Here is a 25,114-nt window from a genome sequence, read left to right on the forward strand (position 1 = left end):
ATGACTGCGACCACCGGTATCGGCAGCTTCGCCGACGTACCCCTGCACGGTGAGCTCAAGAGCGAACCGGCGACCGAAGCCGCCGTTGCCGAAGCGGTCGAAGCCGCGGCCGCCGCGCACGGCTACTCGCCGGACCAAGTGGACTGGGCGACACCGGAGGGCATCGCCGTCAAGCCGGTCTACATCGGTGCCGACCGCGATGCCGTCGTTGCTGCCGGCTACCCGCTGGACAGCCTGCCCGGTGCGCCGCCGTACATCCGAGGTCCCTACCCGACCATGTACGTCAACCAGCCGTGGACCATCCGCCAGTACGCCGGCTTCTCCACCGCCGCCGAGTCCAACGCGTTCTACCGGCGTAACCTCGCTGCGGGGCAGAAAGGTCTGTCGGTGGCATTCGATCTGGCCACCCACCGCGGTTATGACTCCGATCATCCACGGGTACAGGGTGACGTCGGAATGGCAGGCGTCGCAATCGATTCCATCCTCGACATGCGCCAGCTGTTCGACGGCATCGACCTGTCGTCGGTGTCGGTCTCGATGACTATGAACGGCGCGGTGCTGCCCATTCTGGCGTTGTATGTGGTGGCCGCCGAGGAGCAGGGTGTGCCGCCGGAGAAGCTGGCGGGGACCATCCAGAACGACATCCTCAAAGAGTTCATGGTCCGCAACACCTACATCTACCCGCCCAAGGCGTCGATGCGGATCATCTCCGACATCTTCGGCTACACCAGCGCCAAGATGCCGAAGTTCAACTCGATTTCGATCTCCGGGTATCACATTCAAGAAGCCGGTGCGACAGCCGATTTGGAGCTGGCGTACACGCTGGCCGACGGCGTGGAATACATCAAGGCGGGGCTGGACGCAGGCCTGGACATCGACAAGTTCGCGCCTAGGCTGTCGTTCTTCTGGGGCATCGGGATGAACTTCTTCATGGAGGTCGCCAAGCTGCGGGCGGGCCGGTTGCTGTGGAGTGAGCTGGTCGCCGAGTTCGGCCCCCAGGACGCGAAATCCCTTTCGCTGCGCACGCATTCGCAGACGTCGGGTTGGTCGCTGACCGCGCAGGATCCGTTCAACAACGTCGCAAGAACCTGCGTCGAGGCGATGGCCGCCACCCAGGGGCACACCCAGTCGCTGCACACCAATGCGCTCGACGAGGCGCTGGCGCTGCCGACCGATTTCTCGGCCCGCATCGCGCGCAACACCCAGCTGCTGCTGCAGCAGGAGTCGGGCACCACGCGGCCGATCGACCCGTGGGGCGGCTCGTATTACGTCGAGTGGTTGACGCATCAGCTCGCGAACAGGGTGCGTGCGCACATCAAAGAAGTCAACGAGCACGGCGGGATGGCGCAGGCGATCAGCGACGGGGTCCCGAAGATGCGCATCGAAGAGGCCGCTGCTCGCACCCAGGCCCGCATCGACTCGGGCCAGCAGCCGGTGATCGGGGTCAACAAGTACCAGGTGGATGAGGACCACGAGATCGAGGTGCTCAAGGTCGAGAACAGCCGGGTGCGTGCCGAGCAGATCGCCAAGCTCGAGCAGCTACGCGCCGACCGCGACCCGAACGCCGTCGCGGCCGCCCTCGCCGAGCTCAGCGCCGCCGCTCAAACCGAAGAAGGCAATCTGCTCGAGCTCGCGATCAACGCCGCACGGGCCAAGGCCACCGTCGGCGAGATTTCCGATGCCCTGGAGAAGGTTTGGGGACGCCACCAGGCAGAAATCCGTACCATCGCCGGGGTCTACCGCGATGAAGTCGGAAAGGTCAGCAACATAGCGCAAGCCAACGAGCTCGTCGAGAAATTCGCCGAGGCCGACGGCCGCAGGCCGCGCATTCTGGTCGCCAAGATGGGCCAGGACGGGCATGACCGCGGGCAGAAGGTGATCGCAACGGCGTTCGCGGACATCGGCTTTGACGTCGACGTGGGCTCACTGTTCTCCACCCCTGAAGAAGTCGCGCGCCAGGCCGCTGACAACGACGTACACGTCGTCGGTGTGTCGTCGCTTGCGGCGGGCCACCTCACCCTGGTGCCCGCGCTGCGCGACGCCCTCGCCGAAGTGGGCAGGCCGGACATCATGGTCGTGGTCGGCGGTGTCATCCCGCCCGGCGACTTCGACGAGTTGTACGCCGCGGGCGCCACCGCGATCTTCCCTCCGGGCACGGTGATTGCCGACGCCGCGATCGGCCTGCTGCAGAAGCTGGCCGAGCAGCTCGGCTACCACCTGAGCTAGATGACCCCGGTCGAAGAATTGGCCGCGGCCGTCCGCAGCGGTGACCGCACCGCGCTGCCGAGGGCCATCACGCTGGTGGAGTCGACCCGGCCCGACCATCGCGAGCAGGCGCAACAGTTACTGCTGGACTTGACGGGTGAAGCCGGCAACGCCGAATCGTCCTTGCACGTCGGCATCACCGGGGTGCCGGGCGTCGGTAAGTCGACGGCGATCGAGGCGCTGGGCATGTACCTGATCGAACAGGGGCACCGCGTCGCCGTGCTCGCCGTCGACCCGTCGTCGACCCGCACCGGCGGCTCGATCCTCGGCGACAAGACCAGGATGGCCAAGCTCGCGGTGCACCCCGACGCCTACATCCGGCCGTCGCCGACATCGGGGACGCTCGGCGGCGTGGCCAAAGCCACCCGCGAGACGATTGTCCTGCTCGAGGCCGCTGGTTTCGACGTGATCCTGGTGGAAACCGTCGGCGTCGGCCAGTCCGAGGTGACGGTCGCCAACATGGTCGACACGTTCGTGTTCCTGACGTTGGCGCGCACCGGCGACCAACTGCAGGGCATCAAGAAAGGCGTGCTGGAACTCGCCGACATCGTGGTGGTCAATAAGGCCGACGGCGAGCATGCGGTCGAAGCCAAGAAGGCGGCCCGCGAACTGGCCGGCGCCATCCGTCTCATCTATCCACGCGAAACGCTTTGGCGCCCACCGGTTTTGACGATGAGCGCGTTGGAGGGCCGCGGCGTGGCGGAGCTGTGGGACACGGTGGAAAAACATCGGCAGGTGCTCAGTGACGCCGGGGAGTTCGAGGCCCGTCGGCGTGCGCAGCGAGTGGATTGGACATGGTCGATGGTGCGCGACGCGGTGCTGGACCGCGTCCTGTCGCACCCCGACGTTCGCGGAATTCGCGCGGAGGTGGAACGGCAGGTGCGCGAAGGCGAACTGACGCCCGCGCTTGCTGCTCAGCGCCTGCTCGACGCCGCTGAAGAGCCAAGATCTAACTAATTGGTAACACTTCTTTTATTTGCCGGGGTTGCAGGTAAATTCAATATCGTGACGGGTGTCAAAAACGGCGGGCGCAGCGCGGCGCTCCCGCACGGCATACAGGGTGCGGCCGACTCGAACTTCGCCTGCACGGTCCGTGCGTTTCGCCAGCTGTTCCCGGGTAAGCGGGTCGGCGGCGGCGCGCTGGCGATCTACTTGCACGGTGACCCCGTCGTCGACGTCTGGACCGGATATTCCGACCGGCGCGGCACTGAGTACTGGACTGCCGACACCGGCGCGATGGTGTGGTCGGTCACCAAGGGGTTGGCGTCGACCGTCGTCCACCGGCTCGCCGACCGCGGGCTGATCAGTTACGACACTCCCGTCGCCGAGTACTGGCCGGAGTTCGCCGCCAACGGCAAGGGCCACATCACTGTCCGTGACGTGATGCGCCACCGCGCGGGCCTGTCTCAGCTCAACGGGGTGAGCAAGGCCGAGCTGCTGGACCATCATGCGATGGAGGCCCGCCTGGCGGCGGCGTCGGTGAACAAGGTGCTCTACGGCAAACCGGCGTACCACGCGCTGACGTACGGCTGGCTGATGTCGGGACTTGCCCGCGCCGTCACCGGCAAGAGCATGCGCGTGCTGATCCGCGAGGAACTCGCCGAGCCGCTGAACACCGACGGGCTGCATCTCGGCCGTCCGCCGGCCGAGTCGCCGACGCGCGCCGCGCAGATCCTCGCGCCGCAGGGCACATTCAGCAACCCGATCTTCAACTTCGTCGCGCCGCGGATCGCCGCACTGAAGTACTCCGGGGGGTTCGGGTCGATGTACTTCCCCGGGATGAAAGCCGTCGTGCAGGGCGACACGCCGTTCTTGGACTCCGAGATCCCGGCGGCGAACGGAGTCGCTACCGCGCGAAGCCTGGCCAAGATGTACGCGGCGCTCGCCAACGGCGGCCGCATCGACGGCACCCAGTTCCTTTCCAAGGAGCTCACGGCGGGGCTCACCGGCAAACCAAGCTTCCTGCCTGACCGCAACCTTTTCATGCCGTTGAGCTTCCACCTCGGCTATCACTCGTTGCCCATCCCGCCGGGGCTGATGCCCGGCTTCGGGCACGCAGGACTCGCGGGTTCGGTGGGGTGGGCCGATCCGGCGTCAGGGCTGTCGTTCGGATTCGTGCACAACCGCCTGCTCACCCGGATGGTCCTCGACCAGGCGGTGTTCGCCGGACTGCACGCTCTGATCAGCCGCGACGCCGCACAGGCACGCAAGCGCGGCTATCAGATCACGCCCGTCTTCGGCGCACCATACGAGATGCCGAGGCCCGTCGCGGGCTAGTTATTGGCGCGGGTGAACCACTTGGTCTTGATGCGCCAGGACTGCGCCGAGGTCAGCGCGAACCCGGCGCCACAGCCGCAGGCGAAGATCCACACCAGCGTGCCGCCCTCGACCGTCTGAAGCGGTGGCACGTAGGCGGTGACGATTCGCACCATGCAGGCCAGGATGCCGCTCGCGGAGGCGACCAGGTAGATGTTCGCGATCTTCCGCGACCGCGGGTCTTGGCGCAGGATCAGCAGCGCCCGTGCGCCGTAGGTCAGCAGATAGATCAACATGCCGCAGAGCAGCAGCCAGTACGTGTTCAGCCAGAAGTCGGTGGGCACTTCGAAGAAGTCGGGCCGGTACACCCTGGCTCCGTTGCCGAGCGAGAACGTCACCAGCAGCAGCGGAATGCACAACGTGGCCGGCCGCTCTACGTACTGCTTGAATGACGTCTGCATCGCGTGATCGTCGGCGAGTCGGCCCAGCGCGTTGTAGACGACGGCCGAGGCGGCGACGATGTAAGCGTCGTGCCCGATGTAGTCCTCGAGATTCCACATGCCGGTCAAAGCATGCAGCCAGTGGCCGAGGGTTTCCGAGGCCAATGGCGACATCAGGATCACCGCGATGCCTTGCAAGGCGATGTTGAGCGTGGCGGCGACTTCCCAGCGGCACGACCACGTGACGCGACGGATCCACAGACTCCACGCGATACACCCCAGGGTGATCGCTATGAGAGTTGCCAGAGCCATGAGAGATGCCTTAGTACTGAGCTTTTCAGCAAAGTGTACGGCCTGTCCGCCCTAAAGTGGAGGCGCGTCCGCCCTCGGCTTCATCTCGGACAGTTTCGGCGGGCGGGTGGTCTGCTTGGTTTCGACCGCGTCCTGCACGGCCGTCATCGTGAACGGGGCCGATTCGATGTAGCTCCACACCTCTTGGCGGCTCATCAACCCGAATTGGATTTGCAGGTCGGGATAGCTGAGCATGAACCGATCCGCTACTCGACGAAGCTCCTCGGCATTGGGGTAATCGGCTTCTTTGATTCGCCGGTAATAGGTGCTGCTCGAGATGCCAAGGGCGTCATAAATGTCCTTGGCATCAATTTCGCCATCGAGGAGATAGTCAAGCAACGCCTTGAGCTGTCTACCGTTTTCATCGGTCCGTGGCATTCCTCCACCATAAGGCCTGCGTCCCGGGTTTGGGTAGCAACGTTCACAAATCGGAGGTAATAGCCGTTATTGACACTGGCGTCACAGTTTTGGGAGGACTCTCCCATTTCTGGGAAACCGGTGTACGGTTAGCTACATGGTTGCTCCGTATGTAGCTGATCACACCAGCCCCTTGACGTATCCAGTCGACACCATGGCCTTGCCGACGTTGCGGGTCGTCGACCATGACATTGCCGAAGGCACCGCCCCGGTCCTCGACACACTGTGCACGGTTCCTTCCGAGGAGATGACGGCGGAAGTTGACGGAGCAACGGAATGGCTGGGCGTGGCCGCCGACGAGCTCTTGCTTGCCGCGCTCGGGCGGACGATCGCTCGCACCATCGGTGAGGGCGTCGTCGCGGTCGACGTCACCGGTGAACGGCGTTGGCTGCTGCACGCGATCCCGCTGTTGTGTGCGTCCAATCAGCAAGCAAGTCCGACCGGCATGCTGCGCGACGTACACCGGATGCTCAACGCGTCGCAGGCACCGTTGGAAACCTTGTCGTCGGAGGTCTTCCTCAACTGCATCGGCGAGTTGGCCGACGGCACCGACCCGTCGTACGAGACGCCGCCCGGTCTGGGCTACGCGCTCGAACTGCGGGTGTACCGCGCGGAAGGTCTGCTCCACCTGGACTGGGTGTACGACACCACCAGGTTCGACCGGTACACCATCGAAGAGCTCACCGAGCAGTTCCCGCGGGCGCTCTTCGAGATGACTTCAGACGCCGCCGCCCCGGTGTGACGTCATCGGGCATCTTCCAGGCGGAAGCCGACCTTGAGCGTGACCTGAAAATGCCCGATGGCGCCGTCCTCGAGATGCCCTCGGACTGACTGCACCTCGAACCAGTCCAGGCCGCGCATCGTCTCCGAAGCCCGTGATATCCCATTGCGGATGGCAGCGTCGATACTGTCCGGCGAGCTGCCGACGATCTCGATGATTCGGTACGTGTGATCGCTCATGTCGCGACGCTACGCGGTTGGACGCGTGCCCGCGCGTGACTGCTAATGTCCCGTTGCCCAACGACGTGGCTTGGCAACGGAAGGGACGCCATGGATCGCGACAAGGCTCGTATCCGGTTCGGCGAACTACGCGGCGAACGCCTCGTGGACCCGGCACAACTCGACGAGATCTGATCGGCTCTGGCCACCGTCCGGTCCGTGGACATTCTGGGCCGTTGGAAGGGCGACGAGTTCCACACCGGGCACAAGATGAACGGCCAGCTGGCTGCAGCGCGCTGGTACGGCAAGCACTTCAACTCGGTCGACGACGTCGAACCGATCGTGTGCTATGACGACGAAGGACGTCTGTTCTCCAACAAGGAGTTGAGTCGAGGCGGGGCCAGCCTGTGGGACGTTGCGTTCCGCGGCGAAGTCACCGCCACCATGGTCTACGACGGCCAACCCGTCCTCGATCACTTCAAGAAGGTCGACGACGACACGCTGATGGGGATCATGAACGGCAAGCGGCAACGCGCAAGCGGCAAGTTCCTGTACTTCTTGCTCGAACGGGCCTGACGAAATTGCCGCCTGGCCCGTTGCGTGGGTTCGCGGGCTAACCTGCGAGCGCTTCACGCCACTCCGCGCGTTCACTAAGCCATAGAAACCTTCGCAAAGGAGCACCCACTATGGCATCTCTCGAACTGGCAGATGGCGCGACGGCGAACTTCGACGAAGGCGATGTCTATTTCATCGGCAACGCCACCGTTCTGATCCGCTTCGGCGGGCTGACCATCCTGACCGACCCGGCGTTCCTGCACAAGGGTGAGCACGTCGACCTCGGGCACGGCATCTGGGCCAGGCGCGAGGTGGAGCCCGCCTGCCAGATCGCCGATCTGCCCCCGCTCGATGTGATCGTCTTGTCGCACTACCACGGCGACCATTTCGACGACGTGGCCGCGGAGGAACTCGACAAGAACCTGCCCATCGTGTCGACGGCCGACGCGGTGGACAAGCTCAGCGCGCTCGGCTTCAAGCGGGGGCACCCTTTGGAGACCTGGGAATCGCTTGAAGTCCGCAAGGGCGAGGCCAGCGTGACGATCACGGCGATGCCGGGTAAACATGCGACCGACGACGCCGTCGAGGAACTGCTGATGCCGGTCAACGGCCACATGCTGGATTTCTGCCGAAACGGCGATCGCCTCTATCGGCTCTACATCACCGGCGACACCATGCTGGTCGACAGCCTCGAGGAGATTCCCCGCCGCTATCCCGACATCGACCTCGGCCTGATCCACACCGGCGGCACGACGTTCCTCGTCACCGTCGTCACGATGACGGGAGAGCAGGGGGTGCAGGCTGTGGAGATCACCAGACCTCACACCGCGATCCCGATTCATTACAACGACTTCTCGGTGTTCCGCTCGGGACTCGAGGACTTCAGGAAGGCCGCCGAGAATTCGGCGACCAGCACGGAGTTCATCTACCTCGCGCACGGCGAGACCTACACGTTCACGCCGCGCGCCGGATAGCCGATTTGCGCTGATCATTAGAATTGAGTCAGCGGCGTCGATCCGGCCATCACCGGGGAGCCTTCGGAAGAACAGCTGAACCAGCCAAGTAGACCCGAACGGGTGGGGCCCGTCATCGCCCGCAGTTGAGCGGCGCACAAGACTGTGCGCAAGCGGGGTGGTACCGCGGCGCTCGCGCACCGGCGCGACGTCGTCCCCGTGCCGACAGTTGGCGTCCGAGCCGGAGGCCGCACATTGGGCATGGAGACAACGCACCACAGTGACCGCATATCCGAAGCCGACATCCGGAGCCCCGAAGTTCCCGGAACTCGAGTTGGACGTCCTTGACTACTGGCAAAAGGACGACACTTTCCGCGCGAGCATCGCGCAGCGCGACGGCGCTCCGGAGTACGTCTTCTACGACGGCCCACCGTTCGCCAACGGCCTGCCGCATTACGGGCATCTGCTGACCGGTTATGTGAAGGACATCGTGCCCCGGTATCGCACGATGCGCGGTTACAAGGTCGAGCGCCGGTTCGGCTGGGACACCCATGGTCTGCCCGCCGAACTCGAGGTGCAGCGCCAGCTCGGCATCGCCGACAAGGCCCAGATCGAAGAGATGGGCATCGAAAAGTTCAACGAGGCCTGCCGCGAGTCGGTGCTCAAGTACACCAACGAATGGCGCGCGTACGTCACCCGCCAAGCCCGCTGGGTCGACTTCGACAACGATTACAAGACGTTGGATCTCGGCTTCATGGAGTCGGTGATCTGGGCGTTCAAGCAGCTGTGGGACAAAGGCTTTGCGTACGAAGGCAATCGGGTGCTGCCGTACTGCTGGAACGACGAGACGCCGCTGTCCAACCACGAACTGCGGATGGACGACGACGTCTATCAAAGCCGTCAGGACCCGGCGATCATTGTCGGCTTCAAGATCAGCGAGGGTCCGCTAGAGGGCGCCTACCTGTTGATCTGGACGACCACACCATGGACGCTGCCGTCGAACCAGGCGGTCGCGGTGGGTCCCGACGTCACCTACGTCGTTGTCAATGGTCCCGACGGCCTGCGCTACGTGCTCGCGCAGGCACGGCTGGCGGCCTACGCCCGCGAACTCGGTGAAGAGCCAGAAGTGCTGGCCACCTACACCGGCAGAGAGCTGGTTGACACCCACTATCTGCCGCCGTTCCCGTATTTCATGGACGCGCCGAACTCGTTCCGCGTGTTGCCCGCCGACTTCGTCAGCACCGACGACGGCACCGGCATCGTGCACATGTCACCGGCGTACGGCGAGGACGACATGGCGACGACGCAGCCTGCCGGGATTTCCGCCGTCACACCGGTTGACGCCAGGGGCCGCTTCGACAAGACCGTGCCCGATTACGCCGGCCAGCATGTGTTCGACGCGAACCCGCAGATCATCCGCGACCTGAAGAACCAGGGACGGGCGGCGGCGGTCAACGGTGCGGTGCTGCTGCGCCACGAAACCTACGAGCACTCCTACCCGCACTGCTGGCGATGCCGAAACCCGTTGATCTACCGGGCCGTTTCGTCATGGTTCATCAAGGTCACCGACTTCCGGGACCGGATGGTCGCACTCAATGAGGACATCACCTGGTATCCCGAGCACGTCAAAGACGGCCAGTTCGGCAAGTGGCTGTCAGGCGCACGGGACTGGTCGATCTCGCGAAACCGGTACTGGGGCAGCCCGATTCCGGTGTGGAAATCCGACGACCCGGAGTACCCGCGGATCGACGTGTACGGCAGCCTCGACGAACTGGAGCGCGACTTCGGGGTTCGCCCGGACAACCTGCATCGGCCGTATATCGACGAGCTGACCCGGCCCAACCCCGATGACCCAACCGGCCGCTCGACGATGCGGCGTATCGAGGACGTCTTCGATGTCTGGTTCGACTCCGGATCGATGCCGTACGGACAGGTGCACTATCCGTTCGAGAACCAGGCGTGGTTCGAAACGCATTTTCCCGGCGACTTCATCGTCGAGTACATCGGTCAGACCCGCGGCTGGTTCTACACCCTGCACGTGCTGGCAACCGCGCTCTTCGACCGCCCTGCGTTCAAAACCTGTGTGGCACATGGCATCGTGTTGGGCAACGACGGCCAGAAGATGAGCAAGTCGCTGCGGAACTACCCCGACGTGACCGAAGTGTTCGACCGCGACGGCTCAGACGCGATGCGGTGGTTCCTGATGGCGTCGCCGATTTTGCGCGGCGGCAACCTGATCGTCACCGAGCAGGGCATCCGCGAGGGCGTCCGGCAGGTGTTGTTGCCGCTGTGGAACGCGTACACGTTCCTGGCGCTGTACGCGCCGAAGAAGGGCACCTGGCGCACCGACTCGCCGCATGTGCTGGACCGCTACATCCTCGCTAAGCTCGCCGAGTTGCGCGACGATCTGACGACCTCGCTGGACGTATGCGACATCTTCGGTGCGTGTGATCACCTGCGGCAGTTCACCGAGGCGTTGACGAATTGGTATGTGCGGCGGTCGCGTCAGCGGTTCTGGGACGAAGACCCCGACGCGATCGACACCCTGCACACAGTGCTCGAGGTGACGGGCAGGCTGGCGGCGCCTTTGCTGCCGCTGATCACCGAGGTGATCTGGCGCGGGGTGACCGGCGAGCGGTCGGTTCATCTCACCGACTGGCCGGAGGCGGGCGTTGTGCCCGCCGATCCGGACCTGGTGGCCGACATGGACCTGGTTCGCGAGGTCGCGTCGGCGGCATCGTCACTGCGCAAGGCGAAGAAGCTGCGGGTTCGGTTGCCGCTGCCGAAACTGACTGTGGCGGTGGACAATCCGCAACGGTTGACGCCGTTCGTTGACCTCTTGGCCGACGAACTCAACGTCAAGGCGGTCGAGCTGACGGATGACATCGACACGTACGGCCGGTTCGAGTTGACGGTCAACGCCAAGGTCGCGGGGCCGCGGCTGGGCAAGGACGTGCAGGCCGCGATCAGGGCAGTCAAGGCGGGCGAGGCGGTGGCCAATCCCGACGGGACACTGAAGGCGGGTCCGGCGGTGCTGCGCCCCGACGAGTACAGCTCGCGGCTGGTCGCCGCCGACCCCGAATACACCGCGGCGCTGCCCGACGGTGCCGGACTGGTGGTGCTCGACGGCACCGTGACCGACGAACTGGAGGCCGAGGGCTGGGCCAAGGACCGCATCCGCGAACTGCAGGACCTGCGCAAGTCGACGGGACTCGATGTGTCGGACCGGATCCGGGTAACCATCGCGGTGCCTCCCGAACGCGAACCGTGGGCCCGGGCACATAGCGAGTTGATCGCCCGCGAGATTCTGGCCACCAGCTTCGAATTCGGCGAGCCGGCCGACGGCACCCAAATCGGCGATAGCGTGCGGGTGGCGATCGAGAAGGCGTGACGAAATCAGGCTTACGGCACGCAAATGAGCCATTCGCGTCGCATAAGTCTGGTCTGGGGCCAAACAATGTCGATGAGGCCACTTAGCATCGGCGCCATGGACCGCTGGGTGCTGCACTTCGACATGGATGCGTTCTTCGCGTCCGTGGAGCAGTTGACCCGGCCGACCCTGCGCGGACGCCCTGTGCTGGTCGGCGGTCTCGGCGGACGTGGCGTGGTGGCCGGCGCCAGTTACGAGTCGCGGGTGTACGGCGCACGGTCTGCGATGCCCATGCACCAGGCTCGCCGCCTCGTTGGCGCCGCGGCCGTTGTTCTTCCGCCGCGCGGCGTGGTCTACGGGGTGGCGAGCCGTCGCGTGTTCGAGACGGTGCGCACGCTCGTGCCCGTCCTCGAACAGCTGTCGTTCGACGAGGCGTTCGGCGAACCCGCGGAACTGGCTGGCGCGAACGCCGGGGACGTCGAGGCGTTCTGCCGGCATCTGAAGGGCAGGATCCACGAAGAGACCGGCCTCGTGGCCTCCGTCGGCGCCGGATCCGGCAAGCAGATCGCCAAGATCGCATCCGATCTGGCCAAACCCGACGGCATCCGGGTGGTGCGCCGCGACGAGGAAACCCGTCTACTGCACGGCCTTCCGGTGCGTCGGCTGTGGGGCATCGGACCTGTCGCCGAGGAGAAGCTGCACCGGCTCGGGATCGAGACCATCGGTCAACTCGCCGCGCTTACCGACGCCGAGGCCGCCAACATCCTCGGCACGGCTGTTGGTGGGGCGCTGCACCGGTTGGCCAAGGGCGTCGACGACCGGCCCGTCGCGGAGAACGCGCCGGCCAAACAGATCAGCGCCGAATCCACGTTTCCCGAAGACCTGACGACGCTCGATCAGTTGCGCGAGGCGCTGGGGCCCATCGGCGAGCATGCCCACACTCGACTGGAGAAGGACGGCCGCGGCGCGCGCACCGTCACCGTCAAGCTGAAGAAATCCGACATGAGCATCCTGACGCGTTCGGCCACGCTGCCCTATGCGACAACCGATGCACCGACGCTGATCGCGATGGCAAGGCGGCTGCTTCTCGATCCGGTCGATATCGGCCCCATTCGCCTTGTCGGCGTTGGGTTTTCGGGACTATCCGACGTACGCCAGGAGTCGCTGTTCCCGGACCTCGAGCTGGCGGCCGAAGAGGTGTCGAACAACACCAGCCTGCCGCCAACGGTCACCGATCTCGCCGCCACTGCGCCCGCTTGGCGGATCGGCGACGACGTCTCGCACATCGACTACGGCCACGGCTGGATTCAGGGGGCCGGGCACGGCGTGATGACGGTGCGGTTCGAGACCCGCAGCACCGGGCCGGGACCCGCGCGCACCCTTCCCGACGACGAGTCGGGGATTGCGCGGGCCAATCCCGTCGACAGCCTCGACTGGCCCGACTACATCAGCGAACTGAGCCGCTACCAGCCGTAGGAACCGGCCGTGGGAAGCCGTGGTGGTTGGAGGTCTCCCAGGGACGCACCTGGCCTCCATTGCTCCGTTCCGTCAGCCCCAGCGGGCGACGGCGCCCTCGACGGGTGTGCCCGCCGCCAGCGCGGCCATCGCCAACACCCGGGCTTGCGAGGCCGGCAGTCGGGGGACCACGATCGCTCCCGCATCCACCAGGTCTCTGCCCGGCCCGTAGCCTGCGCTCACCCTGCCGCCGGGCACCCGGGTGGACACTGCGACCGTCACTCCGTCGCGGCAGTGCCGCCGCACGCCGTCGATCACGGCCGCGCCCGCATTTCCCGAGCCGACGGCCTGCAGCACGATGCCGCGGGCGCCCGCCGCCACACAGGCGTCCATCGCGACGGCGTCCGAGCCCGGATACACCGCGATGATGTCGACCCGTGGCGCCTCGGCCCCGGACAGCGGCCCGAGGTAGGGCCGCTCTTTGCGGCGCTCGGGCAGGAACCACCCGTCGACGACGGCGCCGAGCAGGTCGCCCGTGAACCCCCGCAGGTCACCGGTCACGGCCTTCTGCAGGCCCAGTGGGTGCCATACCGTGCCCGCGAGTGTGACGAGCACGCCGAGACCGCGGGCCTCCGGGCTGCCTGCCAGCGCGAGTGCGTCCCGCAGATTGGCAGGCCCGTCGGCATCCGGCGCGTCGGCGCTGTGCAGCGCACCGGTCATCACCACGGGGACCGCGCCGTCGTACGTGAGTTCCAGCCACAAGGCGGTCTCTTCCATGGTGTCGGTGCCGTGCGTAACGACGACGCCGTCGGCCCCGGCGTCCTTGCAGGCAGACAGCACCGCGTCGCGGATCCGATCCCAATGCGCGGGTGTCAGCTGCGAACTGTCGACCGACATCACGTCGACCACGTCGACGTCGAGGCCGACGGTCAGATCCGCGCCGCTACGGGTCGGCCGCCTGATCCCGTCCTCGCCGCTGCTGGTGGCGATGGTGCCTCCGGTGGTGACGACGACCAGGCGACCCATAGGGGAAATCATCGCAAAACGAGTCTCCTGCGATGATGGGGGAGTGACCGATGAATCGCCGGGGACGGCGGACCCCGTGACCGACGCGGCCGCACCGGCACCGCCTGCCAGGAAGCGACTGCGCCTGCTGCTCGGCGTCGCGGCGGTGGTGCTTGTCCTTGACATCGTCACAAAGGTCCTCGCGGTGAGGTTGCTGACCCCGGGGCAGCCGGTGTCGATCGTCGGAGACACCATCACCTGGACCTTGGTGCGCAATTCCGGGGCGGCGTTCTCGATGGCGACCGGCTACACCTGGCTATTGACGTTGATCGCCACCGGTGTGGTGATCGGCATCATCTGGATGGGCAGACGACTGGTCTCGCCGTGGTGGGCGATCGGACTGGGCATGATCCTCGGCGGTGCGATGGGCAATCTGGTCGACAGATTCTTCCGCTCACCTGGTCCGTTGCGCGGACATGTGGTCGACTTCCTGTCGATCGGCTGGTGGCCGGTGTTCAACGTCGCCGACCCGTCGGTGGTCGGCGGAGCGATTCTGTTGGTTGCCTTGTCGCTCTTCGGTTTTGACTTCGACACCGTCGGCCGTCGCAAGGCCGACCCGTCCGAGTGACGAGTCGGTCGATGCCAGTCCCCGAGGGACTGGCGGGGATGCGCGTCGATGCCGGGTTGGCGCGGCTTCTCGGGCTGTCGCGCACCGCGGCGGCAGCGCTGGCCGAGGACGGGGGCGTCGAGGTGGACGGCGCCCGGGCGGGCAAGTCCGACAGGCTCACGGCGGGCGCATGGCTGGAGGTGCGGCTACCGGAAGCGCCCGCGTCGGTGGAGAATACGCCGGTCGAAATCGAAGGCATGACGGTCCTGTATTCCGATGCCGACATCGTCGCCGTCGACAAGCCGCCGGGGGTGGCCGCGCACGCGACGGTCGGCTGGCACGGGCCGACCGTGCTCGGCGGTCTTGCCGCTGCGGGCTTCCGCATCAGCACGTCCGGCATTCACGAGCGGCAGGGCATCGTGCATCGCCTCGACGTGGGCACTTCCGGTGTCATGGTGGTGGCGCTCTCTGAACGCGCCTACACCGTGCTGAAGCGGGCGTTCAAGCAGCGCACCGTCGAAAAGCGTTACCACGCATTGGTTCAGGGGCATCCGGATCCGTCCAGCGGAACCATCGACGCGCCGATCGGCAGGCACCGCGGGCACGACTGGAAGTTCGCGGTCACCGAACACGGCAGGCACAGCGTCACGCATTACGACACGCTGGAGGCGCACCAGGCGGCCAGTCTGCTCGACATCGAACTGGAGACCGGGCGCACGCACCAGATCCGGGTGCACTTTGCGGCGCTGCACCATCCCTGCGCGGGGGACATCACCTACGGCGCCGATCCCACCTTGGCGAAAAAGCTTGGCCTGGAACGTCAATGGCTGCACGCGCGATCGCTGGCGTTCGCCCATCCCGCCGACGGTCGCCGCGTCGAGATCACCAGCCCGTATCCTGCCGATCTGCAGCACGCGCTCGACGTGTTGCGCAACCACGAACTGTGAGCGACTTCGGAGGGCAGGAGCGAAGCGACTCGGGAGAGAAGTCACGTCGGTCGGGGTTGTTGTTCGGTATCGGCGCATACGCGTCGTGGGGGCTGTTTCCGGCCTTCTTCCCGCTGCTGAAGCCCGCTGGAGCGTTCGAAGTCCTGGCGCACCGCATCGTGTGGTGCTTCGCGTTGATGGTGGTGGTCATCGCGGCGGTGCGCCGACTCGCGGACCTTCGGTCGATGTCGGGCCGCACCTGGCTGTTGCTGACCTTCGCGTCCGCGCTGATCTCGGTCAACTGGGTGATCTACATCTATGCCGTGAACAACGGCCACGTCGTCGACGCCGCACTCGGCTACTTCATCAACCCGCTAGTCACCGTCGCGTTGGGCTTGCTGATCTTCCATGAGCGGCTCAACCGTGCGCAGTTCGCGGCGCTGGCCGTCGCGGTAGTGGCGGTGGTGGTGCTGACTGTCGAAGTGGGGGAACCGCCGCTGATCGGGCTCGGGCTGGCGTTGTCGTTCGGCCTGTACGGCGCGGTCAAAAAGGTGGTGCCGGTGGATCCGCGGGTCAGCGTGGGCGTGGAAGCCGCGATCGCGACACCGCCGGCGCTGGTGTTCATCGCAGCCATGGAGTCAACCGGCCACGCGACGTTCGCCAACCATGGCGCAGGCCATATCGCGCTGATGGTGTTGTCCGGCGTGCTGACCGCGGTGCCGCTGTTGCTGTTCGCGGCGGCGGCCCAGCGATTGCCGTTGGTGACGGTGGGCCTGCTGTTCTATCTCACCCCGGCGATGCAGCTGACCTGGGGCGTGGTGGTCGGCCACGAGCCGATGCCGCCGGCCAGGTGGCTGGGCTTTGCGTTGATCTGGGTCGCGCTCGGCGTATTCACTGCCGACGCGTTGTGGCGGGCGCGTGTCGATCGGCGCTCACTTGAATCGTCATGCCAGCGATGACTTCGATTCGGTGAAAGGAACCAGTCATGCGGTACTGCCTGCTGATGCACTACCAAGAGGGCACTGAGATCGGGTTGACAGAGGAGGACATGGCGCCGGCCATGGCGGCCTTCGTCCAGTACGCCGACGACTTGTCGGCCGCCGGTGTACTCGTCGACACCGAGGTGTTGGAATCCGTCGTCGCCACCACCACCGTGACCGCACATACCGGCACGCCGGAGATCCAGGACGGGCCGTTCGCCGACACCAAGGAGAAGCTCGGCGGCATCTTCGTCATCGACGTCGACAACCTCGATGAGGCGCTCAAATGGGCGCAGCGCAACCCCGCCAACGGCTGGGGGTGGATCGAGATCCGTCCGGTGGCGCGGACATACGCCGCCGATCGCGGGTGGTACACCCCCTGACCGAGCCAGCCGATGTGCGAGCCCGGGTCGCAACGCTGACACGGGACTCCTACGGAAAGCTGCTCGCCATCCTCGTGGCGCCGACGCGTGACATCGCCGCCGCCGAGGATGCGCTCGCGGATGCGCTCGAACGCGCGCTGGCCCGCTGGCCCTTCGACGGCATGCCGACGAATCCCGAAGGCTGGGTGCTGACGGTGGCGCGCAATCGGTTGCGCGACCTGTGGAAGTCTCCAGCCCACCGGATGACCCGTGTACTGACCGAAACCGACTGCCGGACAGAGATTTTGGACGACGATATGTCTGAAATCCCCGACCGGCGGCTCGAGCTGATGCTTGTCTGCGCTCATCCGGCGATCGCACCGAACGTTCGGACGGCGCTGATGCTGCAATCGGTGCTCGGGGTCGAGGCGGCGGCCATTGCAAGGGCGTTCGCGGTCCCGCCCGCGACGATGGCGCAGCGGCTGGTGCGCGCCAAGAAGCGCATCCGTGATGCGGGCATCCCGTTTGTGCTTCCGGAGCGCGACGACCTCGCCGAGCGACTGCCCGCCGTCCTGGAGGCGGTCTACGGCGCATATTCGATCGACTGGCAGCTTGCGCTACAGGGCGCACCAATCGAATCGTTGGCCGCCGAGGCGCTACACCTGGCGCTGGTGCTCGTCGAGTTGATGCCCGAGGAGCCGGAAGTGCTCGGCCTGGCCGCCCTGGTCTGTCTGTCGGAGGCGCGCCGACCGGCTAGGTGGACCGCCGACCGCTCATTTGTTCCGCTCGACGAACAGGACACCGGGCGGTGGGACTCGGCGTTGATCGCACGAGGTGAGGCGCTGTTGCGGTATGCGCACCGGCACGGCACCCCCGGTCGGTTCCAGTACGAGGCGGCGATCCAGTCCGCCCATTGCGCCAGGGCTGTGCACAGCACCGTCGACCTGGCGGCGCTGAGAAAACTGCACCGCGCCCTGTTGCGGGTGGCGCCGTCGCTCGGCGCGGCTGTGGCCGCGGCGGCCGTCGACGGCGAGGTCGACGGACCCGAAGCAGGACTGCGCTCGCTGGAAAAGATCGACGACCCGGCCGTCGAGGGTTTCCAGCCGTTCTGGACGACGCGCGCCCATCTGCTTGCCGCCGCCGGCATGCCCGCGGCGGCTGCGGAAGCCTTCCGCCGGGCCATCGCGTTGACCGCCGACGCCGGGGTGGCCAATTACCTTTTGCGGTGTTTGCGAGACTTGACCGGTTGACCTGCGAGTAGCTATGCCATAGCGTTTGCTCGTGGAGTCTGACGCGGAGCCGCTGTCTGGTGCCAGAGGGCGGGGTCGCCCTGTGGGTGCCGATTCGGCAGAGACACGAGCGCGCATCCTGCGCGCGGCCCGCGACGTGATCAACGAAAGAGGCTATGAGGCGGCCAACTTTCAGGCGATCGCCTCTCGTGCCGGGCTGAGCCGGCCGACGATGCACTACTACTTCCACACTCGCGAGGAGATCTACGATTGCCTCATCGCGGAGACGTATTCGATTGTCGCGGATTGCATTGCGCAAGCGAAACGCGAAGCTACGCTGCTTGATCAGCTGTCCAGGTTCGTGAGTTCGGCCCACCGGTCAGGGTTCGCCGATCGGTCGATGCTGCAGTTCACCATTACCGCGAGGCTGGAATCGCAGCGCGGTCCGACCTTGCGGGGGCAACCCGGTCCCGTGGTGTCGGCGGTGCACGCCTTCTACACCGCGATCGTCGGCGACGCCATCGCCCGTGGTGAGATCGCGGTCGATACGGATGCACCCGCCGTGGTGAACATGTTGCTTGCTGTATTTCTGGGAATGGGTTTCTACGCCGGATATATTGCGGATCAGAACCACTTGCCGATGGTTGCCAAGCAACTTCATCGACTGATCACGCGCGGATTGCTGGATCACCAGACGAACGGCCGACAGCTGAGCATCGCGCCGCCGGCGCCCACCGCGGTTCCCGTCGATGAACTGCGCCATACCTGGCCGGGGCTGACCGGCTGATCTTCTTCACGCAGGTCAGCCGCAGGACGGGGCGGTGCTAGATATTTCTCGAGGGAAGATCTCTTTTTCGAGGGAAACACCCGATTTCTTTCCTGGCGGGCGCCAATAGCGTTCCTGGCATGGTTGGCATCTGGTTCGCAGTCCTCGTCGCTGCTTTCATCGCGGCCGGGATTCTCACGCAGGTCGGTTGGGAATCGCGGCCAATGCCGACGGTCAAACGGGTGTTTCGACGCGGCCGCTCGCGGGTCGACTGACCATCGTCGCGACCGGCGAACGACGGCGGACCAATCCTCGGCGAAGTCATGCTTCACTTTTTGAAGCATCGCGGCGTAGAGTGCCGCCATGGCACGCTACAAAACTCATAGCGCGAGGATCGCGCCGGCGTCCTCGCCGCTCGACCGCGACATTCGCCAGGCAATCGACGCGATCATGCGAGGAGCACCGCCGCTGCTCCTGTTCCTCGTCATGGCTCGTGATCGACGCCTGTTCTTCAAATTCTTCAACTCCGGCCTTCTCGACCGCGGGCATCTGACCATCCGGCAACGAGAGATCGTCATCGACCGTGTCACAGCCTCGTGTGGTGCCGAATACGAGTGGGGCGTGCACGTGACGGCGTATGCGGCGAAGGCGGGGCTGACAGATGCTCAGATCACGTCGCTGGTGAGCGGCAGGCCCGACGACGCATGCTGGACAGGCGACGACCGGGTGCTCATCAGGTTGTGTGACAGCCTGCAGCAGACCTGCGCGATCGCCGACGACATCTGGGAGCAATTGACCGCGCGCCACAGCGATGAAGCGATCCTGGAGTTGCTCATGTTGGCAGGCACTTACCGGACGGTGAGCTATCTGGTGAACGGTCTGCGACTGCCGTTGGAGGCGGGCGCCCGCCGGTTCCCGCAATAGCGAACCGAGGCAAAAGACACGCACGCCGACACGCCGAGATCTGTCGGCCCCCGGTCATAGACTGGCGTCCCTATGAACTCCTTCGTGCACCTCCACAACCACACCGAATACTCGATGTTGGACGGTGCCGCGAAGGTCAAGCCAATGCTCGCCGAGGCGCAACGGCTGCAGATGCCCGCGATCGGGATGACCGACCACGGAAACATGTTCGGCGCCAGTGAGTTCTACAACGCCGCCACCGAGACGGGCATCAAGCCGATCATCGGCATCGAGGCCTACATCGCGCCGGGGTCGCGCTTCGAGACCAAGCGCATCTTGTGGGGCGATCCCAGCCAGAAGAGCGACGACGTCTCGGGCAGCGGCTCGTACACCCACATGACCATGGTGGCCGAGAACGCGACGGGGTTGCGCAACCTTTTCAAGCTGTCGTCGCTCGCCTCGTTCGAGGGCCAGCTCGGCAAGTGGGCACGCATGGACGCCGAGCTCATCGCCGAGCACGCCCGGGGGATCATCGCCACCACCGGCTGTCCGTCCGGCGAGGTGCAGACCCGGCTGAGGCTGGGCCATGACCGCGAGGCGCTGGAGTCGGCGGCGAAGTGGCGTGAGATCTTCGGCGCCGACAACTACTTCCTCGAGCTGATGGACCACGGCCTCGACATCGAACGCCGGGTCCGCGAGGGGCTGCTGGAAATCGGCCGCAAGCTCGGCATCCCGCCGCTGGCCACCAACGACTGCCACTACGTCACCCGTGATGCCGCGCACAACCATGAGGCGCTGCTGTGTGTGCAGACCGGAAAGACGCTGTCTGATCCCACCCGGTTCAAATTCGACGGCGACGGTTACTTCCTCAAGTCCGCCGCCGAGATGCGCCAGATCTGGGACAACGACATCCCGGGCGCCTGCGACTCCACGCTGTTGATCGCCGAGCGCGTTCAGTCGTACGCCGATGTGTGGGAGCTGCGCGACCGGATGCCGATCTTCCCGGTGCCCGAAGGACACGATCAGGCGTCCTGGCTGCGTCACGAGGTGGATGCGGGGCTGGCCCGGCGGTTCCCGGCGGGCGTGCCGCAGACCTACATCGACCGCGCGGCATACGAAATCGACGTCATCTGCGCCAAGGGGTACCCGTCCTACTTCCTGATCGTGGCCGACCTGGTGAGCTACGCCCGGTCGGTCGACATCCGGGTCGGCCCGGGTCGCGGGTCGGCTGCCGGGTCGCTGGTCGCGTATGCGCTTCGGATCACCGATATCGACCCCATCGAGCACGGCTTGCTGTTCGAGCGGTTCCTGAACCCCGAGCGCGCGTCGATGCCCGATATCGACATCGACTTCGACGACCGCCGCCGCGGTGAGATGGTGCGCTATGCCGCAGACAAGTGGGGCAGCGACCGGGTGGCCCAGGTGATCACCTTCGGCACCATCAAAACCAAAGCGGCGCTTAAGGACTCGGCCCGCATCCACTACGGCCAGCCGGGCTTCGCGATCGCCGACCGGATCACAAAGGCGCTGCCGCCGCCGATCATGGCCAAGGACATCCCGCTGTCCGGCATCACGGATTCCAGCCATGAGCGGTACAAAGAGGCCGCCGAGGTCCGCGGGCTCATCGACACCGACCCCGACGTCCGCACCATCTACGAAACCGCCCGCGGGCTCGAGGGCCTGATCCGCAACGCCGGTGTGCACGCCTGCGCGGTGATCATGAGCAGCGAGCCGCTCACCGAGGCGATCCCGCTGTGGAAACGGCCCCAGGACGGCGCGATCATCACGGGTTGGGACTACCCGTCGTGCGAGGCCATCGGCCTGTTGAAGATGGACTTCCTCGGCCTGCGGAACCTGACGATCATCGGTGACGCGCTGGAGAACATCAAGGCCAACAGGGGAATCGAGCTCGATCTGGAGTCGGTCCCGCTCGACGACCCGGCCACCTACCAACTGCTCGGCCGCGGTGACACCCTCGGTGTGTTCCAGCTCGACGGCGGGCCGATGCGTGACTTGCTGCGCCGCATGCAGCCGACCGGGTTCGAGGACGTCGTCGCCGTGATCGCGCTGTATCGGCCCGGCCCAATGGGCATGAACGCGCACAATGACTACGCCGACCGCAAGAACGGCAAGCAGGCCATCAAGCCGATCCATCCCGAACTCGAAGAGCCGCTGCGCGAGATCCTCGCCGAGACGTACGGCCTGATCGTCTATCAAGAGCAGATCATGCGCATCGCGCAGAAGGTGGCCAGCTACTCGCTCGCCCGAGCAGACATTCTGCGAAAAGCCATGGGCAAGAAGAAGCGTGAGGTGCTCGACAAGGAGTACGAGGGCTTCTCGGAGGGCATGAAGGCCAACGGGTTCTCGGCGGCGGCCATCAAGGCGCTGTGGGACACCGTGCTCCCGTTCGCCGACTACGCGTTCAACAAATCGCATGCCGCCGGTTACGGGCTGGTGTCCTACTGGACCGCGTATCTGAAGGCCAACTATCCGGCCGAGTACATGGCCGGGTTGCTCACGTCGGTGGCCGACGACAAGGACAAGGCCGCGGTCTACCTCGCCGACTGCCGACGGTTGGGCATCACGGTGCTGCCGCCGGACGTCAACGAGTCGAGCCTGAACTTCACCTCGGTAGGGGAGGACATCCGCTACGGCCTGGGGGCGGTGCGCAACGTCGGGGCGAATGTCGTCTCCTCCCTCGTCGCGACACGCACCGAGAAGGGCAAGTACATCGACTTCTCGGATTACCTCAACAAGATCGACATCGGTCCGTGCAACAAGAAGGTGACCGAGTCGCTGATCAAGGCGGGCGCGTTCGACTCACTGGGGCACCCGCGCAAGGGGCTGTTCCTGATTCACACCGATGCGGTCGACTCGGTGCTCGGCACCAAGAAGGCCGAGGCGATGGGCCAGTTCGACCTCTTCGGCGGCGCCGACACCGCGACCGACGCGGTGTTCACCATCAAGGTGCCCGACGAGGAGTGGGAGGACAAGCACAAGTTGGCGCTCGAGCGCGAGATGCTGGGCCTCTATGTGTCGGGCCATCCGCTGAACGGCGTCGCGCACCTGCTGGCCATGCAGGTCGACACGCAGATTCCAGCCATCCTCGACGGCGACGTCGCCAACGACGCCCAAGTGGTGGTCGGCGGCATCCTCGCGTCGGTGAACCGCCGGGTCAACAAGAACGGTTTGCCTTGGGCTTCAGCGCAATTGGAAGATCTCACCGGTGGCATCGAGGTGCTGTTCTTCCCCCAGACCTACTCGGTGTACGGCGGCGAGATCACCGACGACGCTGTGGTGCTCGTGAAGGCGAAGGTGGCCGCGCGCGATGACCGCATCGCGTTGATCGCACATGAGCTCGTGGTGCCGGACTTCTCCAGCGCGCAGGCGGACCGGCCGCTGGCGGTCAGCCTCCCGACGCGGCAGTGCACCGTCGACAAGGTGACTGCGCTCAAACAGGTGTTGGCCCGCCACCCCGGCACATCGCAGGTGCATCTGCGACTGATCAGCGGTGAGCGGATCACCACACTGGAACTGGACGCCTCGCTGCGGGTGACTCCGTCGTCGGCATTGATGGGCGACCTCAAGGCACTGCTGGGCCCGGGCTGCCTCGGCGGCTAGTTCGCCGTCGAAACTACGGTTTCTGACGAATTTCACCGAGGAGTCGTCAAGAACCGTAGTTTCAGCGCCTCCGTGCGCGCTATTCAGAACGCGTACCGCAGGATCCGGGCCTTGCGGGCACCTGCCGTGGTCTTGCCGGACAGCTTCGTCGCGATGCGAATCCAGCCGGGAAAGAGGTCGACCTCGGGAGCGTGGGTCAGGCTGGCCTCCTCGACGAGCGTCATCCGCGGGTTCCACGTCTGCGGGTGGTGTGCATCCTTGAAACCCGCATAGCCCTACTGGCTTCCGACATCCTTGAACATCTTCTGCGGGGCGAACCTGATCGCGAGCTTGCTGCCCCAGCCGATCCGGCCGTAGTCGTTGAATGCCAATTCGCCCGTCCGAAAGTGTTCGGTGATCCCCCGGAAGACCCCGACGATCGTCTCCTCCGACAGAAAGGCGAACAACCCGTCGGCCACCAGCATCGCCGGACGATCGGCCGGAATCTCTTCGTGCCAATGCTTTTCGGCCAGCGACACCGGCACCGCATGCGAATGCGGGTCGGCCGGCAGCACTTCGTCGCGCAACGCCAGAATACCGGGCAGGTCGACGCTGTACCAGTCGACCGAGTCAGGTGGGTTTACCCGATGAAACCCGCTGTCCAGGCCGGCGCCGAGGTCGACGACGACGGCATCGTGGTGCTCTCGGATGAAGGCCCGCACCCGGTCGTCGAGCATCTTCGCGCGCAACGCCGTTTGGCAGATCACGCTGGTCTGCACGCCCAATCCGGCAAAGTCGTAATCGATTTTGCCGACGACCTCGTCGGCAAGCCGGTCGCCGAGAATGGGCCGCGGCGACCGGCTGTCCAGCGCCCTGGCGTATTCGGTGAGAAAAGCGGTCTGTTCGAGCGGCGTCAGTTCGGCGGTTGCAATCCTCATGACCGTGAACCTACGCCTGTTTTCCGGCTGAACGGTCAGCCCAAAACGTTCACCGCCCTTGCGATTACGAGCCCAGCAGTGGTCAGCGCGACCATCGCCTGCACGGTCATCATCATCTTCGCCCACCGCGACAGCGGCATGGTGTCGGTCGGCGAGAACGCCACCACGTTGGTGAAGCTGACGTAGAGATAGTCGAGGAACGTCGGCCGCCATCCGGGCTTGGCCAGCTTCGCGGTGTCGGGGTCCATCTGAGGGAACATGAAGTCGGGGTACGGGCGGGTGCCTGCGCGGCGCGCGAACGGCCCACCGCGGTCCAGTTCCCAGTACTAGATGCCGAACACGATGATGTTGGTGACGAAGATCGCCGAACCGCTGCCGAGCAGCAAGGCGGCGTCATTGCTCACCTCGCCCGAGATGATGCGGGCATCCAACACGATTGCTGACAGCGTGGTATCCAGCGTGATCGCGCCGAGAAGCAACCAGGTGGCGTACTTGCCGAGCAGTGTCGAACGCGTCAGGCGCAGCGGGTTGAGCACCACGAGCACGGCCAGCAGGAGAACTTCGGCAGCGACCAGCGGCCACCTGGGCACAAGCACATAGCTCTTCGCGATCACCATTTGCAGCGTGATCGCGACGATCAGGGCGGCAAGCACCGGCAGCCGACTCTCCGGATCCCCGGCCGCAGCCACGACGGGATGTGGCGTTCGGCGTGTGAAGCAAGGCGTTCGGCGCGGGTCACCAACTCGTCGACCGCTTTCGACGGTTCTGATGCGGTGTCCATCAGGTCAGTGTGTGCG

The 25,114-nt window shown here is 65.5% G+C and carries 20 protein-coding genes and 3 pseudogenes; 17 read left to right on the forward strand and 6 right to left on the reverse strand.

The annotated features are described in order from the left end of the window. From scpA to ACGFK1_RS24035, 3 genes are read left to right on the forward strand one after another with little or no spacing between them, the layout of a single operon-like run. Complete coding sequence (gene scpA, locus ACGFK1_RS24025; RefSeq protein WP_393435201.1) at positions 1–2,226, forward strand: methylmalonyl-CoA mutase; 2,226 nt, start codon at positions 1–3, stop codon at positions 2,224–2,226. After that, on the forward strand, positions 2,227–3,222 hold the full coding sequence (meaB, locus tag ACGFK1_RS24030) for a methylmalonyl Co-A mutase-associated GTPase MeaB (RefSeq protein WP_393435204.1): 996 nt from the start codon (positions 2,227–2,229) through the stop codon (positions 3,220–3,222). Between the two features lie 48 nt (positions 3,223–3,270). Next, positions 3,271–4,542, forward strand: coding sequence for a serine hydrolase domain-containing protein (locus ACGFK1_RS24035; RefSeq protein WP_393435207.1), 1,272 nt, complete (start codon positions 3,271–3,273; stop codon positions 4,540–4,542). Here the strand turns inward: ACGFK1_RS24035 and ACGFK1_RS24040 are convergent. Both ACGFK1_RS24040 and ACGFK1_RS24045 read right to left on the reverse strand, forming a co-directional pair. Further along, the gene (locus tag ACGFK1_RS24040; protein ID WP_393435209.1) at positions 4,539–5,273 is read right to left on the reverse strand and encodes a hypothetical protein; all 735 of its coding nucleotides are present in this window, start codon (positions 5,271–5,273) and stop codon (positions 4,539–4,541) included. The two genes, ACGFK1_RS24035 and ACGFK1_RS24040, sit on opposite strands and share 4 nt — an antisense overlap. 51 nt (positions 5,274–5,324) lie before the next feature. After that, on the reverse strand, positions 5,325–5,690 hold the full coding sequence (locus tag ACGFK1_RS24045) for an XRE family transcriptional regulator (RefSeq protein WP_393435212.1): 366 nt from the start codon (positions 5,688–5,690) through the stop codon (positions 5,325–5,327). 136 nt (positions 5,691–5,826) lie between these two features. On the opposite strand from ACGFK1_RS24045, the gene ACGFK1_RS24050 reads away from it, so the two are divergent. After that, the gene (locus ACGFK1_RS24050; protein ID WP_393435215.1) at positions 5,827–6,471 is read left to right on the forward strand and encodes a hypothetical protein; all 645 of its coding nucleotides are present in this window, start codon (positions 5,827–5,829) and stop codon (positions 6,469–6,471) included. Between the two features lie 2 nt (positions 6,472–6,473). Here the strand turns inward: ACGFK1_RS24050 and ACGFK1_RS24055 are convergent, their stop codons facing one another. Continuing rightward, positions 6,474–6,689 carry a dodecin gene (locus tag ACGFK1_RS24055; protein ID WP_393435218.1) on the reverse strand — a complete coding sequence of 72 codons (216 nt, stop codon included), beginning with the start codon at positions 6,687–6,689 and terminating at the stop codon, positions 6,474–6,476. A 90-nt stretch (positions 6,690–6,779) separates the two neighbouring features. Between ACGFK1_RS24055 and ACGFK1_RS24060 the strand changes: the two are divergent. From ACGFK1_RS24060 to ACGFK1_RS24075, 4 genes and pseudogenes are all read left to right on the forward strand, one after another. Further along, positions 6,780–7,244: pseudogene (locus ACGFK1_RS24060) on the forward strand (DUF4334 domain-containing protein). Positions 7,245–7,354: 110 nt separating this feature from the next. Further along, positions 7,355–8,197: an MBL fold metallo-hydrolase gene (locus tag ACGFK1_RS24065; protein ID WP_393435220.1), complete on the forward strand. Its 843-nt coding sequence runs from the start codon at positions 7,355–7,357 to the stop codon at positions 8,195–8,197. Positions 8,198–8,456: 259 nt separating this feature from the next. After that, the gene (gene ileS, locus ACGFK1_RS24070; RefSeq protein ID WP_393435223.1) at positions 8,457–11,567 is read left to right on the forward strand and encodes an isoleucine--tRNA ligase; all 3,111 of its coding nucleotides are present in this window, start codon (positions 8,457–8,459) and stop codon (positions 11,565–11,567) included. Between the two features lie 108 nt (positions 11,568–11,675). Continuing rightward, on the forward strand, positions 11,676–13,022 hold the full coding sequence (locus ACGFK1_RS24075) for a DNA polymerase IV (protein WP_393435297.1): 1,347 nt from the start codon (positions 11,676–11,678) through the stop codon (positions 13,020–13,022). Between the two features lie 72 nt (positions 13,023–13,094). Here ACGFK1_RS24075 and ACGFK1_RS24080 read toward each other — a convergent pair whose 3' ends face one another. After that, on the reverse strand, positions 13,095–14,027 hold the full coding sequence (locus ACGFK1_RS24080; RefSeq protein ID WP_393435225.1) for an asparaginase: 933 nt from the start codon (positions 14,025–14,027) through the stop codon (positions 13,095–13,097). 43 nt (positions 14,028–14,070) lie between these two features. Here ACGFK1_RS24080 and lspA point away from each other — a divergent pair, with 43 nt between their 5' ends. The 9 genes from lspA to dnaE all read left to right on the forward strand — a co-directional run bounded on the left by lspA (position 14,071) and on the right by dnaE (position 23,400). Beyond that, positions 14,071–14,634, forward strand: a complete 564-nt coding sequence (gene lspA / locus ACGFK1_RS24085) for a signal peptidase II (RefSeq protein WP_393435227.1) — start codon at positions 14,071–14,073, stop codon at positions 14,632–14,634. Further along, the gene (locus ACGFK1_RS24090; protein ID WP_393435229.1) at positions 14,631–15,560 is read left to right on the forward strand and encodes an RluA family pseudouridine synthase; all 930 of its coding nucleotides are present in this window, start codon (positions 14,631–14,633) and stop codon (positions 15,558–15,560) included. Before lspA ends, ACGFK1_RS24090 begins: the two co-directional genes overlap by 4 nt. Next, positions 15,557–16,498, forward strand: a complete 942-nt coding sequence (gene rarD / locus ACGFK1_RS24095) for an EamA family transporter RarD (protein ID WP_393435232.1) — start codon at positions 15,557–15,559, stop codon at positions 16,496–16,498. Before ACGFK1_RS24090 ends, rarD begins: the two co-directional genes overlap by 4 nt. 26 nt (positions 16,499–16,524) lie before the next feature. Next, on the forward strand, positions 16,525–16,902 hold the full coding sequence (locus ACGFK1_RS24100; protein ID WP_393435235.1) for a YciI family protein: 378 nt from the start codon (positions 16,525–16,527) through the stop codon (positions 16,900–16,902). 14 nt (positions 16,903–16,916) lie between these two features. After that, positions 16,917–18,131: an RNA polymerase sigma factor gene (locus ACGFK1_RS24105; protein WP_393435238.1), complete on the forward strand. Its 1,215-nt coding sequence runs from the start codon at positions 16,917–16,919 to the stop codon at positions 18,129–18,131. Between the two features lie 82 nt (positions 18,132–18,213). After that, positions 18,214–18,897: a TetR/AcrR family transcriptional regulator gene (locus tag ACGFK1_RS24110; RefSeq protein WP_393435241.1), complete on the forward strand. Its 684-nt coding sequence runs from the start codon at positions 18,214–18,216 to the stop codon at positions 18,895–18,897. A gap of 119 nt (positions 18,898–19,016) precedes the next feature. Beyond that, a complete protein-coding gene (locus ACGFK1_RS24115) occupies positions 19,017–19,151 on the forward strand; it encodes a hypothetical protein (RefSeq protein ID WP_393435244.1) in 135 nt (44 codons plus the stop codon). 88 nt (positions 19,152–19,239) lie between these two features. Next, a complete protein-coding gene (locus tag ACGFK1_RS24120; protein ID WP_393435247.1) occupies positions 19,240–19,800 on the forward strand; it encodes a carboxymuconolactone decarboxylase family protein in 561 nt (186 codons plus the stop codon). Positions 19,801–19,872: 72 nt separating this feature from the next. Further along, entirely contained in the window at positions 19,873–23,400 is a 3,528-nt protein-coding gene (gene dnaE, locus ACGFK1_RS24125) for a DNA polymerase III subunit alpha (protein WP_393435250.1), read from the forward strand. An 83-nt stretch (positions 23,401–23,483) separates the two neighbouring features. On the opposite strand, the pseudogene ACGFK1_RS24130 reads toward dnaE, so the two are convergent. Together ACGFK1_RS24130 and ACGFK1_RS24135 are read right to left on the reverse strand one after the other, a co-directional pair. Then, positions 23,484–24,317 (reverse strand): annotated as a pseudogene (locus tag ACGFK1_RS24130) (class I SAM-dependent methyltransferase). A gap of 35 nt (positions 24,318–24,352) precedes the next feature. Further along, positions 24,353–25,098, reverse strand: a pseudogene (locus ACGFK1_RS24135) (hypothetical protein). Between the last annotated feature and the right edge of the window lie 16 nt (positions 25,099–25,114).

The sequence above is a fragment of the Mycobacterium sp. NPDC048908 genome, assembly GCF_043197955.1.
Taxonomy (GTDB): Bacteria; Actinomycetota; Actinomycetes; order Mycobacteriales; family Mycobacteriaceae; genus Mycobacterium.

Bases quoted from the DNA above. Each gene is read 5' to 3' on its own strand.
- ACGFK1_RS24065 (WP_393435220.1), top strand. From the start codon at position 7,355: ATGGCATCTCTCGAACTGGCAGATGGCGCGACGGCGAACTTCGACGAA.
- ACGFK1_RS24100 (WP_393435235.1), top strand. From the start codon at position 16,525: ATGCGGTACTGCCTGCTGATGCACTACCAAGAGGGCACTGAGATCGGG.
- ACGFK1_RS24040 (WP_393435209.1), bottom strand. From the start codon at position 5,273: ATGGCTCTGGCAACTCTCATAGCGATCACCCTGGGGTGTATCGCGTGG.
- ACGFK1_RS24055 (WP_393435218.1), bottom strand. From the start codon at position 6,689: ATGAGCGATCACACGTACCGAATCATCGAGATCGTCGGCAGCTCGCCG.
- ACGFK1_RS24120 (WP_393435247.1), top strand. From the start codon at position 19,240: ATGGCACGCTACAAAACTCATAGCGCGAGGATCGCGCCGGCGTCCTCG.
- ACGFK1_RS24050 (WP_393435215.1), top strand. From the start codon at position 5,827: ATGGTTGCTCCGTATGTAGCTGATCACACCAGCCCCTTGACGTATCCA.
- dnaE (WP_393435250.1), top strand. From the start codon at position 19,873: ATGAACTCCTTCGTGCACCTCCACAACCACACCGAATACTCGATGTTG.
- ACGFK1_RS24080 (WP_393435225.1), bottom strand. From the start codon at position 14,027: ATGGGTCGCCTGGTCGTCGTCACCACCGGAGGCACCATCGCCACCAGC.
- scpA (WP_393435201.1), top strand. From the start codon at position 1: ATGACTGCGACCACCGGTATCGGCAGCTTCGCCGACGTACCCCTGCAC.
- ACGFK1_RS24115 (WP_393435244.1), top strand. From the start codon at position 19,017: ATGGTTGGCATCTGGTTCGCAGTCCTCGTCGCTGCTTTCATCGCGGCC.
- ACGFK1_RS24045 (WP_393435212.1), bottom strand. From the start codon at position 5,690: ATGCCACGGACCGATGAAAACGGTAGACAGCTCAAGGCGTTGCTTGAC.
- meaB (WP_393435204.1), top strand. From the start codon at position 2,227: ATGACCCCGGTCGAAGAATTGGCCGCGGCCGTCCGCAGCGGTGACCGC.